Below are 13,760 nucleotides of genomic sequence, written 5' to 3'. Positions count from 1 at the left end.
AGCGGTGCTGGGCGAGGTGGCGCCCGAGCGGGTCGCCGGCGTGCACCTGAACCTGGGATCCGTGGCGGCGGGCACGTTCGACGACCCGACGCCGGGGGAGCTGGCGAATCTCGAGGCCGAGAAAGAAATGCAGCGCACCGGACGGGGGTACTCGGCGATCCAGGCGACCCGGCCGCAGACGCTCGGCTACGGTCTCACCGACTCCCCGGCGGGGCAGGCCGCCTGGATCGCCGAGAAGTTCTGGGCGTGGACGGACAACGACGGCCATCCCGAGGACGCGTTGTCGCGGCAGACGATCCTGGAGGAGATCTCGGTCTATTGGTTCACCGCGTCGGCCACCTCGTCGGCGCGCCTGTACTGGGAGAGCTTCGCCCACTTCCGGGACAAGGTGACCGCGCCGTCCGGGCTGTCGGTCTACCCGCGTGACATAACCCGCCCGTCGAGGCGGGAGGCCGAGCTGCGGTTCACCGACCTGCGCTGGTTCGAGGAGCTGCCGCATGGTGGTCACTTCGCCGCGCTGGAGCAGCCGGAGTCGCTGGTCGAGCAGGTGCGCGGGTTCTTCCGCCTGTTCCGCTGACTGTCCGTGCCACTGCCTCCAGGAGGCTCGTCGTCCGTGTCTTCGCCGCCCTCATGGAGATCGTCGTCCTCTCTCGTGATCAGTGGCGCCGCCGCGAGTGCGCAGCCGGCGGCCAGGGCGACACCACGACGGAGCGGTTCGCGAGCAGACGGGGTCGCTGGAGGGCGTAAACGAAACAGAGCGATGAGGCCTGGTGCCCTGGCTATGACCACGACCACATCCAATGTCATCAACTTCGCACGGTGTCGCCGCATCCGAGAGTGGTGGGTCACCGTGTTCTGAGCGGAGACGGCGGTCTTTCCTCCGGGGCGGCCAGGTCAGTGAGTGTCATCACGGAACTGCGAGCGGTTCTTCGGCAGGCTCGGATCAAGCGACTTGGGTCGCGGCCCCGAGGGTGACGAATATGGGCGTGTAGTGCTCAACGGTCGGGTGCGCGAAGTGCCTGCGGGGGCGAGGCTGCGGTAGCCGGCCAAGGTGTCGGTGTCACCACGAGCGAGGGCGTCCGCCGCCCAGGCGTCGAAGTGGGCGGACCAGGACGGCACGACGTTGTGCACGAACTGGTCCTGGGGGAAGCGACATCTGCAGAGCAGGGACGTCGGCGTAGGGGTACATGGTCTTCAGCGGGACCCATGTGCCGTGGTCCAGGCCGCGGCTGGTGTGCTGATGGACTGTTTCGCTGTCCGGCATCGAGGCCGCGACCCGGTCGGCCAGCGCACCGGCGTCCTGTGTCGCGTAGGTCATCCGGAAGTAACCCTGGGCGAAGCCTCCGAAGTCGCAGACCGGAGGCGTGCCCGGGCCCGACGCCGAAAGGCTGAGGGGCGGCGACGGGAGCCGGCGAGGCGGATGTTGCAGCCCGATTGGGCGGTACGGCGGAGGCGGGTTTGCCTGTGTCGCACCCGGCGTCCGCCTCGCCCACCACGCCGGAGTCAGCTGCCCGGCACGTTCCGGCCGGCGCACGAATCGCTATCCGCCAGGGGCACCGTACCCGGGATCAGTCGAGCGCAGCGGTGCGGAGCAGGCGCAGTGCTTCACGGAACATGTTGCCGGTCGCTTCACCGAGTACCGAGAAGTGCTCGTGCAGGACCCGGTCGGCGACCGGTCGTCCTCTCGCCAGTTGACCGCGTCCGTCGGCGGTGAGGACCAGGATGGACGCGCGGGCGTCGGTGGGGTCGCTGCGGCGCTCGCACAGTCCCCGGCGGACGACCCGGTCCGCCGCCTGGCTCGCGCCCCCGACCGTGATCGCGAGCGCCCGCACGAGATCACTGACCTTGCAGCCGTTCAGTCCGGCGACGACCGTCATCACCGAGAGGTCCCCCAGTGTCAGTCCCGCTTCGGAGCGCAGCGCCGCGTCCACTCGGGCCCAAAGGACGGTCTCAAACCGCACGAGATCATCGAAGGCGCGCCAGTCGCGACCGGAATTGTCGGCGTCGGCGCTGGTCACGGGCGTTGGGTGTGGCGGTCGATGAACCGGCCGACGGACTCGATCGCCTCACGGGCCTCGTCCAGTACGGCCGCACGGGTCTGGAAGACGTGCGGAACACCGGCCGTGACCTCGAGGGCGACGTCGACGTCCGCGTGGGCCGCCTTGCGCGCCAGTTCGAGCGCGTCGTCGAGAAGCACCTCGTACGAGCCCACCTGCACGAGCAGTGGCGGCAGGCCACGCAGATCCGCGAGCAGCGGGCTGGCCAGGGGGTGATGGGGGTCCGTGTCACCGAGGTACTCGGAGATCCGCCGTCGCAGAGCGGATGTCGACAGTGCGGGGTCGAACTGCGCCCTGCCGCTTCGGGAGGAGGTTCCCAGGGTCAGATCGACGAAGGGGCTCATCACTACAGCGCACGCCGGCAGCGGCAGGCCGCGGTCGCGGAGCGCGACGAGCGTGGCGAGCACGAGGTTGCCTCCGGCCGACTCGCCCGCGATCGCGATGGAGCTTGCTGGTGTTCCGCTGTCGATCAAAGCGGTGTAAGCGGCGACGACGTCATCGAGCCCCGCGGGGAACGGATGCTCGGGTGCGAGCCGATAGTCGACCGCGATCGACTCCGTGCCTGCCGCCCCGCCCACTGCCGATGCGAGACCGACGGCTCCGACCGCGCTGCCGACGACAAACCCGCCCCCGTGCACGAACAGAACAGTGCGGCCTGCCACGGTCGCGTCGGTCGAGATCCGTAGCCCGGAGACGGGCCCCAATTCGATTGGTACGGCCACTACGTCCCCAGGGACCGGGCGGGAGGCGAGCAGGGCCTCGAATTCCAGGCGGAGAGGCTCCAGTTCGCCGCCCAAGTCGATCGGAGCGTCCCTGACCGCCTCGACGACCGCTTGGCGTTGCGCCTTAGTCATGAAAATACATTAGCACTAATCTATGTTCTCGACTCGTGTGATCCTGCGGCAGGCACGGCGGCGCACAACCCGCCGAACCGGACCGTCCTGCGCCCTCTGCCCGGGACCCGAGCCACTGCGCGCCTCGGTGCGTTGTGACGACGGCAGTCCCTGCTCGATGAGCAGGGGCTTCTTCGTGTGCGGGGTGTGATCGCGACGGGGTAGGGGCAGGCAGCACCAAGCCGGTCGACCATGGCCGCGACGAGCGCCTCCGCGCCCGCGAAGGCTGGAACGACGCCTCGCGCGCGAGTATGAGCGCGCCCTGCCGCCTGGCCGGCACGCCCGCCCGATGACGGGGAGGTGTGATGACCCACGTCGTCATCCAGCTACTTCTGGACGGAATCGACCTTCGCGAACGGCAACTGGCCGAACAGGGCGCCAACCTCGCCGCGCGACCGCGCGAGGCGCAGGCCGCACGCGAAGCACCGGCGACCACGGCCATGACCGTCCGCGCGATGGCCGCCGACCTCGCTCCCGAACAACCGCCGAACCCGGTACTGCCGGACGGCGCGGCCACGGCCACTGCTTCCCCTCAGCATCTGATCTCCGCGTGAGGCAGCCCAAGCACGCTTGTAGCGTCGGAAGCGTCGGTCTTCTCCCTTCGAGGTCCGCGAACGCGGATGAGCCGAGCCCGTGTGTCGTGCGGAAGAAGGGGCCCGTCAGTCGGGCTCTCCGTGCCATCGTCGGCGCTCTCCGCAGTCGCGCGGACGGAAGCCGGTCCAGATGGCCACGACGGGGACGCGGCGTTGCAAGGCGGGCTCGACCGGCCGAGGTTCACCGAGCGGGTGATGGTTCCGTTACGGATGGTGAAGACGAAGAGCAGCAGCACAAGAAATCGCCCGACAGCGGTACATGCGGACGCACCGAAGTAGACACTCTGCTCCCACAACACCCCGGCGGACGGCTCCACGGTGTGCAGGAGGAACACGGCGGTCGAGGTCGTCGCATAGGCGGCGGCAGCAGACGTGGCGGACTGCCAATGCTGACGGCATCCGGCGCGCCGTCCGGTCCTGAAGGTGAAGCGGGCGTGGATCTCCGTGCAGAGCAGAGTGGAGGTGACCGTGACGATCGCGTTCGCCATGGGCCAGGGCATCAGAAGGGCGAGCAGCGCCACGGATGGGCCGCAGACGAGACCGACGCTTCCGCCGTACACCACGAACCGGAGGAAAGAGACGAACGGATGAGAAGGAGCCGGCCGCTTGCGCGCGTCCTCCATCAGCATCTCCGTCCGCGGTGTGGCACGTGCCGTCCCGGGCTCGGACGAGAGCGGCGATGTCATGATGGATTCCCTCCGGGCGGAGAACGGCGACCCGTGTGATCAGCCGCTTCAACCATCCCGCCGGGTGCTCCCGGGAACAATGAAGTGCGCTTCCCGATGGGGGGTATAGCGAACACCACCATGGGCGCAGGCACGCGTACGGTGCAGAAAGCGGAGGCGGAAGGAGGGCGGTACGGGTTGGCGCCGCGTCAACTCTGCTGCTGTAGCTGGCCCGTACGGCTCCGCGACTCCGCCTCGATGAAGCGGACCAGCCTAGCGATGCCCTCTTCGATGTCCGCTTGCGTCAGATAGCTGGTGGACAGGCGCAGCGCGTGTTGCCCACCGCCCTCGGGATAGAAGTACGACATGGGAGTCCAGATGACGCCGAAGTCCTGGGCGGAACGCGTGAGTGCGGCTTCGTCGGCCGGGAATGGTACGGACACCTTCAGGAAGAAGCCGCCCGCTGGTTCGTTCCAGCCCACACCCAGTGCCGCTCGGCGATCCGGCGGGAAGTGGGCGGCCAGTGTGCGAATCGTTGTCCGCATCGTGGCGTCGTAGTACGCGGAGGTCTGTTGGTTGATCGCCGTCGCCCCTCCGCCCGCGGACAGGAGCATGCCCGCCACGACGGCCTGGCTGATCGGCGAGGTGTTGACCGTCACCATGCTCTTGATCTTGGCCAGTTCGTCGGCGAGCAGGCTGACACTGCCGTTGCCATCGACGACGAGCTGGTCCGCGACGACGAAGCCGAGGCGCGCTCCGGGGAAGAGGGACTTGGAGAACGAGCCGAGGTGGACGACCCGGCGGTCGACGTCGAGCGACTTCAGCGTGGGGACCTGGGTTCCCGGGCTTACCAGCCGGTAGGGGCTGTCCTCAAGGATCACGAGGTCCAGACGATCAGCGAGCGCGAGGAGTTGTCGCCGCGTTTCCAGGGGCATGGTCGCCCCGGACGGGTTCGAGTGGTCGGGGATGACGTAGAAGGCACGCGGGTGTCGGCCGAGGGCCCTCTCGGCGTGGAACGCCGCCTCCACGTCCGCGCACCGGAGGCCGTGCTCGCGTTCGACGACGGGGGTGACGCCGATGTCGAACAGGCGGGCGGCGCCGGTTATCCCCACATAGCACGGGCTCGACACCAGAAGGGAATCCTTCGGGCCCGACACCAGCGCGCGCAGGGCGAGCAACATGGCCTCCTGGCATCCGACGGTGACCACGATCGCCTCCGGCGGCACGTCGATGCCCTCGTCGAGGCGCAGTGACTCGGCGATCAGGTCCCGTATCCGGCCCGCAGTCGGGCCGTATTGGAACAGGGCGTCACGCACCTGCTCCGGTGTCTGTCCTTGCTGTTCGAGGTGTTTGAGGTAGCGGCGGATGTGTCCGAAGATCTGCTCGATATCGAAGAAGCCGTCATAGGGGCGTCCGGGCGCGAACGAGATCGCGTCGGGGTGACGGAACGTCACCTCGTTCAGGAAATTCATGGTGTCCAGGACCGGGTCCGAGACGGCGGGGTGGAGATCGCCCTTGCTGATGGCCCAGGTGTCACTCACGGTATGTGATGTCCCTTCGCCGTTCAGAACTTGTCGAGGAAGCCGATGATCGCCGCGTTGACTTCCTCGGGGCGTTCCAGGAATCCGAGATGTCCGCAGTCGGCGATCTCGACGTAGTCGCAGCCGGGGATCGTCCCGGCCACCTCGGCGGCCAGATGCGGCGGGGTTATGACGTCGTCCGCGAAGGCGATGACGCGGCACGGGACGGTGACGCCGCTCAGTACGTGACGTCGGTCTTCGAGGAAGTCGACCCACACCTGTCCCGCGCCCGGCGGTGTCGGATCGTAAGTCAGTTCGAAGAGATCCAGCCATCTGCTGACGGCGTCGTCGTCGTTCGTCGTCTTCGGCGACAGCATCTGGAGGACCGAGGCGACGACGCTGTACGAGGCGGGCAGGCGGATGCCCTTCTCGGCCAGTTCCTGGTCGGCCCGGTGCATTGCGCGGCGGAGCGCGTCGGAACGGAGCCTCGTGGCCATGAGCACCGCGGCGGAAAGCAACTCGGGGCGGGCGGCCGCGATCTCCTGCGTGATCATGGCTCCCATGGACACGCCCACGACGCGGCACGGTGGCAGGTCCAGGGCCTCAATCAGACCCACCGTGTCCGCGACCATGTCGTCGAGTGTGTACCTTCCGGGCGGAGCATCCGAGGGTGGTATCCCGCGGTTGTCGAAGGTGATCGTCTCGTAGCCCGCGCGCTGCAGGGCGGGAGTCTGGTGCGTGGTCCAGGCGCGGCCGGAGGCACCGGTTCCCATGACGAGGAGCACGGGATGACCTCGGCCGGAACGCTCATAGGACAGGCGAACCCCATTGACCTTGACGAAGGGCACGACGCGGCCTCCTCACGAGGGCTGTGCCTGCGATGAGCCAGCGCCTGTCCGTGAGCGCCGGCCGCGTCACTATGACCGAGCCCAGGTGCGGGGAGCAAGACGGGTCGGCGGGCCGGACGGCGATGCCCCGGCCAGGTCCGGGGCGGTCGCACATCGCGTTCAACTGCGGCGTCGCACGGGTTGAACGCGTAGGCTCCTCTCTCGCCGTTCGGCGGCCGGGCCGAGCGAGCAGTACATTCGGCGAACCGAAGGCCGGCAGCCGCCTACCGCGCCCGGCACGTCGGGACGGCCGGCCGGGCCGACACGTCGTATGCGGCGAACCCGCCCCGTGGCGGGAGCGCGACGATCACATCCACCGTGAGTGAGAGGGCCGATGGCATGACGATGGCGGCCGACAGCCTGCCGGAGAGCCACAGTGCCCCTCGGGCGTTATCGCACCTGGACATGCTCGAAAGTGAGGCGGTGCACATCATCCGCGAGGCGGCGGGGGAGCTCGAACGGCCGGTGATCCTCTTCTCCGGTGGGAAGGACTCCATCGTCATGCTGCACCTCGCGCTGAAGGCCTTCGCGCCCGCACCGCTGCCGTTCGGGCTGCTGCACGTCGACACCGGGCACAACTTCCCAGAGGTACTGGAGCATCGTGACCGCACGGTCGAGCGGCACAGCCTGCGGCTGCATGTAGCGCGTGTCCAGGACTACATCGACGACGGCCGGCTTCGTGAACGTCCAGACGGCACCCGCAACCCGCTGCAGACGGCGCCCCTGCTGGACGCCATCGCCGAGGGCAAGTACGACGCGGTGTTCGGTGGCGGGCGCCGTGACGAAGACAAGGCACGTGCCAAGGAGCGGATCTTCAGTGTGCGCGGGGAGTTCGGCGGATGGGACCCCCGACGCCAGCGGCCCGAGGTCTGGCGGCTCTACAACGGTCGGCACCTACCCGGTGAACATGTGCGCGTCTTCCCCCTCTCCAACTGGACCGAACTGGACGTCTGGTGGTACGTCGCCCGGGAGCACATCGACCTGCCGGACATCTACTACGCCCACGAACGCGACGTATTCGCCCGCTCGGGCATGTGGCTCACGGCCGGAGACTGGGGCGGTCCCGGGAAGAGCGAACGGGTCGAGCGCCGCATGGTGCGCTATCGCACCGTCGGTGACATGTCGTGCACTGGGGCCGTGGACTCGCGCGCGGTCACGGTCGGGCAGGTGATCGCCGAGATCACGGCGTCCCGGCGTACCGAACGCGGGGCCACCAGGGCGGACGACAAGCTGTCGGAAGCTGCCATGGAGGACCGCAAACGCGAGGGGTACTTCTGATCGCGCAGGGAATGCCGAAGCGAAGTGACCGGTGTGCAATACGCCCTACGCAGGGCACTGCGGGTTACGGCTGTGCACAGGCCGGCGAGGGGCAGTTCGACGCAGACGGCCATCAGTACAGCCCCCCATTCGGCCGCGGGCGCCGAGGTCAGCACGTCGAACCAGGCGTCGACCACCAGCAACGCGGCGGTGGCCGCGGCCAGTGCGATGCGGCGCCGGTCACCTCGGGCCAGTGACAGTCCGGTGCCGATGAGGCCGACGGCCTCCATCGTGTCCAGGCCGATCCACGCCACCGGGTGGGGGCCGGTCACCTGTGACAGGACGAAGATCCAAGGGATCAGGGCCACACCGGCGGTGGTCAGCGTGCAGGCGGCCCATCCGAAACGCGAGGTCATGCCGTCAACTCTGCTGGCACGGGCTCACGTTGTCGTTGTCGCTGCTTTCCGCATCCGGGGTGGTGCTGGCTACACCCCGCCCGGACGAGCCGGCGGGACCGCCGTGGGGGGCATCGGGTGGCCGGTGGGTGGCCCGCGATTTGGTAAAGAATTCCTCTGTGATGCCCCAGAGCGACAGATGTTGAACACTGTTTCATTCTGGCCGGATGCGTCGACAGTCACGGGAGGGGCACGGCATAATCACATGCCGAGTCGCGCTACCTCCTGGGACTGAGCGTTCTGACTGTCAGCGGCCGAGCGTGCATGATCCCCAGGAAGAACGACCCTACGGTGGCATGGGTGGGGGTTATTGGTTTGGAAGCGTCCGAAATCGCGTGGAACGGATCGGGATACGCCAGGTTGTTTTTCGGCGTCAGCGGTACCTCGGTTCTTGCCGAAGAACGTGAACAAAAAGTGGTCTCAGTTCCGATCGCAGCCCTGAAGCGGAGCGAGTCCCCCCGTTCGACGGGAGAAGACCGGGAGCACATCGCCAGACTGGCCCAGGTCGACGAGCCGCTACCGCCCCTTCTCGTCGACCGGGGCAGTATGCGCGTCATCGACGGGATGCATCGCCTCGGCGCCGCAATTCACAGGGGACAGCAGCGAATTGATGTCACCTTTTTCGACGGCACCGCCGAGGACGCCTTCCTGCGTGCCGTCGAAGCGAACGTGCGGCATGGACTTCCGTTGTCTGTAGCCGATCGCCGTGCGGCGGCCGTGCGCATCGTCGCATCGCATCCTCACATGTCCGATCGGGCGATCGCGCAGATCGCGGGCCTCGGAGCCAAGACGGTGGCGGCCATCCGGCGTGGAGTCGCGGGTGCCGCGTCACAGCCCGACACGCGCGTCGGCCGGGACGGCAAGGTCCGTCCGTTGAACGGCGCGGCGGGTCGGCGCAGGGCGGCCCAATTGATCGCGGAGCGTCCGCAGGCCTCCCTGCGCGAGGTGGCACGGCTCGCCGGGATCTCACCGGCGACCGCGAGCGACGTACGCAAACGCATGAGCGTCGGCGAAGCGCCTGTCCTGCAGCGACCTGTCGCGCGGGACCCCGTGCCATCCGCCGACACCGCCGCGACGCAGGGCGAGTGGCCGGCACGACGCGTCGCCCCGCGCGATCCGGCTTCCGTTCTGGAGAAGTTGCTGCGGGATCCTGCCCTCCGCCACCAGGGAGCGGGAAGGCAACTGCTGTCGTTGCTCCGGCAGAACGCGGTCATCGGGACCCGGGGTTGGGCAGACCTGATCGCTGCGGTGCCGCCTCACTGCCGGACGCTGGTCGTGGACCTCGCTCGGCAGTATGCCGAGACCTGGCAGGCCATCGCCCGCGAGCTGAACGAACGGGTCCAGCCGATCCCCCGGTGAGGCTGTCCGGTCGGCGCTTGCGGCGGCGACCGTCGGCCCGACGTGCCGCCGCGGCTCCCGAAGAACCGTTCTGAGCAGGTGTCGTCGCCGGCATGCGCGCGACGTGCAGGGCCGTCGTATCACGCAACCTCTGGACGACCGCACCACTGTGCAACTGGCGGACACGAACCGGCACTTGAGGCGACCGACACGATAGACGCCACAAGGCACGCACGGCCGGGAGCCTTGACGTGAATGCTCCTCCCCGCCGTCTGCCCGGAGAGTCACACTGATGGCACTGGGAATCGGGGGACTCATGCTGCGCATTCACTTCACTTCTGACGATCTGCAGCGCATACGGCTCGCGACCGAGCCAGATCCCATGTGGGAGGTGATCTGCAGCCTCTGTCGCCTTCAGAGCAAGGAAAGCGAACTCGTCTTCGGACAGTGGTGGCAGCGCGCCACGACCGAGCTGGCGCACCCCAGTTACCGTCTCGTGAGAGCGGTCCTGAGGCCGCTCGTGCCGCTGGGACCGTACATTCCGGACTTCCTCACCCCGGCCGAGCCTGCAGCCGTTCCGGAGGAGGCGATAGACAAGGTGCTGAGCACCCCTCCGTGGCGGCTGCGAAGCGAGTTGGAGGTGCTCGGAAGCATCACCAGCCTGCCCACCTGGACGACGGAGCTGGCCGAGGGCCGCAAGCCGGCCCTCGAAAGACTCGGCCAGGCCCTGCAGAGCTACTTCGACGCCACCCTCGCGCCGGTCTGGCACGACGTGCACGTCCAGATCGACGCCGATGTGAACCTGCGGGTACGGCAGTTGGTGGACGGGGGCAGCGAGGCGCTCCTGCGCGGACTGCCGACAGCGCGCTGGGAGTCGCCCGTCCTGCTGCTGCCCTATCCGCACGACCGTGATCTGTACCTCGACGGCCGCGGACTGCGCCTGGTGCCGTCCTACTTCTGCTGGCGCAGGGTCCTCACGCTCGTGGACGAGTCGCTCACACCGACCCTCGTCTATCCGGTGCAGCGAGAGGTCGCCGGCCAGCTCACCGCGCTCGTCGGCGACCGGCACCGGCCGGGGCTTCCCGCGCTGCTCGGCCGGTCCCGGGCTCTGCTCCTGAGATCCCTCACGCGCCGGGTGTGCATGTCCACCTCCGAGGCGGCCCAAGGTGCCGGGGTTTCCCTGTCGGCCGCTAGCCAGCACATCTCCGTGCTCAGGGCAGCCGGCCTGGTCACCAGCCAGCGTGACGGAAAGCGCGTCCTGCACTGCGCGACCCGGCTGGGCCGCGCCCTCGTGGACAGTGGGGCAGTTCGGCACCGGTAGGTCTGTGACGCGGACTCCGTGCCGGAGCGCCGGTCACCGATCCGGACTCTGGGCCCGCCTCGGCAGCGACCGCAGTGCCACTGCCGTGCACGCAGTGGCCATCGGCAACTCAAGGCCGAGAGCCATCGCAACCGCCGTGGCGAACTCGGCTCCGGCCGCCGAGGTCGTGACGTCGAACCAGGCGTCGGCCACCAGAAGCGCAGCTGTCGCCGTGGCCGTGAGGGAACAGCGGGGGTCCTGGCGGAGCAGCAGCCGGCCCGTCGCGGCCAGACCTATCGCTTCCAGGGCATCGAGCCCCACCCACGCCGTGGACCAGTGCCGAACGCGCGTGGTGGTCGGCAGGCTCTGCGCGAGGAAGACCAGCCACGGGACCATGGCGACCCCGCAACCGACGAGTGCCAGGCCCAGCCGTCGGGACCCGGCACCGGGCCACTGACGTCGCGGCGGCCTTGTGGCACCGGGTCCGGCGGCCACGCCGTACGCGGCTCGGGTACCCTGCGGATCCGCCGTGGCCTGCCATGAGTGCGGCGGCTGTGGTGACGCCGGCCCACCGCGGGTTCGCGAACCGTCCGTGTGTGGCACGCTCATGATTCCTCCACATCGTTGCCGTCGCCTGGCGCAGCCGGTCGGCGACCTGTGAACAGCCTGGCCCGCCGGGCACGCGACGGTCAGTAACGGCCGCGACCGGCTTCGAGGTGGTGCCTGCTTCACCATTGAGACTGAAGGCAGATCCATGGCGCCCGCCCACCTGGAGCTTTACGGTCGGGGCATGACGCTGCTCTCCGCGCTCGAGCCCCACGGGCGTTTGCTACGACGTCGGATCAGGGCGACCCGGCAGGACACGGTGTTTCTGGCTGCGGGCGTCGTACCGCACATGGCCTCGGTGCTGGTGTGGATCTGGCTCGGGTTCAAACCGGTGGTCAGGTCCGTGCACTCCCCTTGGGAGGCCGGGCCCCCGCTCGTCGTCGTCCTCGTCCTGCTCCCGCTCGTGGCCCTGCCGCTGACCAGGGTGCAACGGTGGCGTCACCGAGAACTGATCGGGGTGGAGCTCCCCCCTTTCCCGTCGGTGCCGGAGCCGGCCACGGGAAGACGTCTCGGCCTGCGGCACCTGCCTCGCTTGTTCGCCTCCGCATCGACGTGGCGGCAGGCCGCGTACCATGCCGTGCTGGGCCCGTTCATCGCTGCCGCGGAGCTGCTGGTGCTCGCCGCGTGGACGGCCGGTATCGCGGCTACCACCGTCTACGTGTGGATGTGGGTGGTGCCGGACGGGCGGTTCATGGAACTCACCGCGATCCGCGGCCTGTGGGTCACGGCGGGTGGGCTATTGCTCCTCGCCGTGACGTACTGGCTCGTCGGAGTGGTGTCGCGGACGGAAACCCGATGGGCACTGCTGCTGCTCGGACCCAGCCGAGCGCAGCGACTTCAGCGTCGCGTCACGGACCTCACCAGCAGTCGTTCCGACCTGGCCGAGGCGGCGGACGCCGAGCGTCGCCGCATCGAACGTGATCTGCACGACGGGACCCAGCAGCGCCTGGTCTCCCTGGCGGTCAACCTGGGACTGGCCAGGGCGACACTCAAGGACATGCCGGACGAGGTTCACCGGGTGATCGACGAGGCGCACCGCGAGGCCAAGGAGGCCATCATCGAACTGAACGGTCTCGTACGGGGACTGCATCCCGCGGTGCTCGACGACCGCGGCCTCGACGCCGCGCTGTCCGGTCTCGCGGCCCGGGTTCCGTCGCCCGTACGCCTCCAGGTCGACCTGGACGGGCGGGCGACGCGCCGTGTTGAATCGGCCGCGTACTTCGTCGTCTCCGAGGCGCTGACCAACGTCACCAAGCACGCGCGTGCCACGGCCGTGGACGTGACGGTACGCCGGATCGGGAAGGTGTTGCAGGTGGAGGTCACCGACGACGGTGTGGGCGGCGCCGACGCGGTCGCCGGCACCGGGCTGAGCGGCCTGGCCAAGCGGGTGGGCGCGCTCGACGGAGTCTTCCGGATCAGCAGCCCCGTCGGAGGGCCGACCACCGTTACCGCGGAGCTGCCGTGGGAGCCGCAGTGCGGGCGGTGATCGCCGAGGACTCCGTGCTGCTGCGTGTGGGGCTCGTCAAGGTACTGCAGATGGCGGGGTTCGAGGTGTTGGCCGAAGTGGGCGACGCCGAGGCCTTGTTGACCGTGGTGGAGGAGCATCGGCCGGACCTGGCGCTGATCGATGTCCGCATGCCGCCGGGATTCACCGACGAGGGCGTGCACGCGGCACTGGCGATCCGCCGGCGGTGGCCCACGACAGCCGTGGTCCTGTTGTCCCAGTACGTCGAGGAACGCTACGCCGCCGACCTGCTCACCGCCGAGACCAGCGGCGTAGGTTACCTGCTGAAGCAACGCGTCGCCGACGTCGAGGAGTTCGCCGCGACGGTCCGGCGGGTGGCGGCCGGCGGCACGGCGCTGGATCCCCAGGTCGTCGCCCAACTGCTGCTGCGCCGGGGCAGCGACCCGATGGAGCGGCTCACACCTCGTGAGCGGGAGGTGCTCGCCCTGATGGCCGAGGGCCGTTCCAACACCGCCATCGCCGAGGACCTGGTCGTCACCGACAGCGCGGTCGCCAAACACATCAACAGCATCTTCTCCAAGTTGGACCTGCCCACGGCCGACGGACACCACCGGCGCGTTCTCGCCGTCCTGCGGTTCCTCGGCGCCGAACAGAGCTGAACCCGGTCCCGTCGCCGGTTACTTGGCCCCCGGAGGCCGGGGCATCGCTGCGGCGCTGCTGTGGC

General features: G+C 68.9%; 13 protein-coding genes and 1 pseudogene. 7 read left to right on the top strand and 7 right to left on the bottom strand.

Going from position 1 to position 13,760, the window contains the following annotated elements; all coding sequences use genetic code 11:
* Positions 1-577 (top strand): annotated as a pseudogene (locus ACYF6T_RS41095) (epoxide hydrolase); the annotation flags it as partial.
* Between the two features lie 483 nt (positions 578-1,060).
* Here ACYF6T_RS41095 and ACYF6T_RS41090 read toward each other — a convergent pair.
* The 3 genes from ACYF6T_RS41090 to ACYF6T_RS41080 all read right to left on the bottom strand — a co-directional run bounded on the left by ACYF6T_RS41090 (position 1,061) and on the right by ACYF6T_RS41080 (position 2,911).
* On the bottom strand, positions 1,061-1,318 hold the full coding sequence (locus ACYF6T_RS41090; protein ID WP_461703076.1) for a DODA-type extradiol aromatic ring-opening family dioxygenase: 258 nt from the start codon (positions 1,316-1,318) through the stop codon (positions 1,061-1,063).
* Positions 1,319-1,568: 250 nt separating this feature from the next.
* Positions 1,569-2,018, bottom strand: coding sequence for a MarR family winged helix-turn-helix transcriptional regulator (locus ACYF6T_RS41085; RefSeq protein ID WP_461703075.1), 450 nt, complete (start codon positions 2,016-2,018; stop codon positions 1,569-1,571).
* On the bottom strand, positions 2,015-2,911 hold the full coding sequence (locus ACYF6T_RS41080) for an alpha/beta hydrolase (protein WP_461703074.1): 897 nt from the start codon (positions 2,909-2,911) through the stop codon (positions 2,015-2,017). The genes ACYF6T_RS41085 and ACYF6T_RS41080 overlap by 4 nt, the downstream gene beginning before the upstream one ends.
* Before the next feature lie 344 nt (positions 2,912-3,255).
* Between ACYF6T_RS41080 and ACYF6T_RS41075 the strand changes: the two genes are divergently transcribed.
* Positions 3,256-3,504 carry a hypothetical protein gene (locus ACYF6T_RS41075; RefSeq protein ID WP_461703073.1) on the top strand — a complete coding sequence of 83 codons (249 nt, stop codon included), beginning with the start codon at positions 3,256-3,258 and terminating at the stop codon, positions 3,502-3,504.
* On the opposite strand, the gene ACYF6T_RS41070 is transcribed toward ACYF6T_RS41075, so the two are convergent.
* The 3 genes from ACYF6T_RS41070 to ACYF6T_RS41060 form a co-directional block, all read right to left on the bottom strand.
* Complete coding sequence (locus ACYF6T_RS41070; RefSeq protein WP_461703072.1) at positions 3,483-4,166, bottom strand: GtrA domain-containing protein; 684 nt, start codon at positions 4,164-4,166, stop codon at positions 3,483-3,485. The genes ACYF6T_RS41075 and ACYF6T_RS41070 overlap by 22 nt on opposite strands.
* Positions 4,167-4,417: 251 nt before the next feature.
* Complete coding sequence (locus tag ACYF6T_RS41065; protein WP_461703080.1) at positions 4,418-5,680, bottom strand: aminotransferase-like domain-containing protein; 1,263 nt, start codon at positions 5,678-5,680, stop codon at positions 4,418-4,420.
* A gap of 92 nt (positions 5,681-5,772) precedes the next feature.
* The gene (locus tag ACYF6T_RS41060; protein WP_461703071.1) at positions 5,773-6,576 is read right to left on the bottom strand and encodes an alpha/beta fold hydrolase; all 804 of its coding nucleotides are present in this window, start codon (positions 6,574-6,576) and stop codon (positions 5,773-5,775) included.
* Positions 6,577-6,960: 384 nt separating this feature from the next.
* Between ACYF6T_RS41060 and cysD the strand changes: the two genes are divergently transcribed.
* From cysD to ACYF6T_RS41045, 3 genes are all read left to right on the top strand, one after another.
* Positions 6,961-7,893 (top strand): sulfate adenylyltransferase subunit CysD, encoded by a 933-nt coding sequence (gene cysD / locus ACYF6T_RS41055; RefSeq protein WP_461703079.1) that lies wholly within the window; start codon positions 6,961-6,963, stop codon positions 7,891-7,893.
* A 698-nt stretch (positions 7,894-8,591) separates the two neighbouring features.
* On the top strand, positions 8,592-9,686 hold the full coding sequence (locus ACYF6T_RS41050; RefSeq protein WP_461703070.1) for a ParB/RepB/Spo0J family partition protein: 1,095 nt from the start codon (positions 8,592-8,594) through the stop codon (positions 9,684-9,686).
* Positions 9,687-9,957: 271 nt separating this feature from the next.
* On the top strand, positions 9,958-10,986 hold the full coding sequence (locus tag ACYF6T_RS41045; RefSeq protein WP_461703069.1) for an ArsR/SmtB family transcription factor: 1,029 nt from the start codon (positions 9,958-9,960) through the stop codon (positions 10,984-10,986).
* A 33-nt stretch (positions 10,987-11,019) separates the two neighbouring features.
* On the opposite strand, the gene ACYF6T_RS41040 is transcribed toward ACYF6T_RS41045, so the two are convergent.
* The gene (locus ACYF6T_RS41040) at positions 11,020-11,361 is read right to left on the bottom strand and encodes a hypothetical protein (RefSeq protein ID WP_461703068.1); all 342 of its coding nucleotides are present in this window, start codon (positions 11,359-11,361) and stop codon (positions 11,020-11,022) included.
* Positions 11,362-11,755: 394 nt separating this feature from the next.
* Between ACYF6T_RS41040 and ACYF6T_RS41035 the strand changes: the two genes are divergently transcribed.
* Positions 11,756-13,057 (top strand): sensor histidine kinase, encoded by a 1,302-nt coding sequence (locus ACYF6T_RS41035; RefSeq protein ID WP_461703067.1) that lies wholly within the window; start codon positions 11,756-11,758, stop codon positions 13,055-13,057.
* Positions 13,045-13,695 (top strand): response regulator, encoded by a 651-nt coding sequence (locus tag ACYF6T_RS41030; RefSeq protein ID WP_461703078.1) that lies wholly within the window; start codon positions 13,045-13,047, stop codon positions 13,693-13,695. Before ACYF6T_RS41035 ends, ACYF6T_RS41030 begins: the two co-directional genes overlap by 13 nt.
* The last annotated feature ends 65 nt before the right edge of the window (positions 13,696-13,760 follow it).

It is taken from the genome of Streptomyces sp. 7R007, from assembly GCF_054850255.1.
The sequence above is the reverse complement of the archived record's forward strand: the minus strand, read 5'-3'. Positions and strand labels throughout refer to the sequence as shown.

What these genes read in the sequence shown, in the direction of transcription:
- ACYF6T_RS41090 (WP_461703076.1), bottom strand. Translation starts at nt 1,318, where the DNA reads ATGACCTACGCGACACAGGACGCCGGTGCGCTGGCCGACCGGGTCGCG.
- ACYF6T_RS41080 (WP_461703074.1), bottom strand. Translation starts at nt 2,911, where the DNA reads ATGACTAAGGCGCAACGCCAAGCGGTCGTCGAGGCGGTCAGGGACGCT.
- ACYF6T_RS41075 (WP_461703073.1), top strand. Translation starts at nt 3,256, where the DNA reads ATGACCCACGTCGTCATCCAGCTACTTCTGGACGGAATCGACCTTCGC.
- ACYF6T_RS41070 (WP_461703072.1), bottom strand. Translation starts at nt 4,166, where the DNA reads ATGGAGGACGCGCGCAAGCGGCCGGCTCCTTCTCATCCGTTCGTCTCT.
- ACYF6T_RS41065 (WP_461703080.1), bottom strand. Translation starts at nt 5,680, where the DNA reads ATGAATTTCCTGAACGAGGTGACGTTCCGTCACCCCGACGCGATCTCG.
- cysD (WP_461703079.1), top strand. Translation starts at nt 6,961, where the DNA reads ATGGCGGCCGACAGCCTGCCGGAGAGCCACAGTGCCCCTCGGGCGTTA.
- ACYF6T_RS41050 (WP_461703070.1), top strand. Translation starts at nt 8,592, where the DNA reads ATGATCCCCAGGAAGAACGACCCTACGGTGGCATGGGTGGGGGTTATT.
- ACYF6T_RS41045 (WP_461703069.1), top strand. Translation starts at nt 9,958, where the DNA reads ATGGCACTGGGAATCGGGGGACTCATGCTGCGCATTCACTTCACTTCT.
- ACYF6T_RS41040 (WP_461703068.1), bottom strand. Translation starts at nt 11,361, where the DNA reads ATGGTCCCGTGGCTGGTCTTCCTCGCGCAGAGCCTGCCGACCACCACG.
- ACYF6T_RS41035 (WP_461703067.1), top strand. Translation starts at nt 11,756, where the DNA reads ATGACGCTGCTCTCCGCGCTCGAGCCCCACGGGCGTTTGCTACGACGT.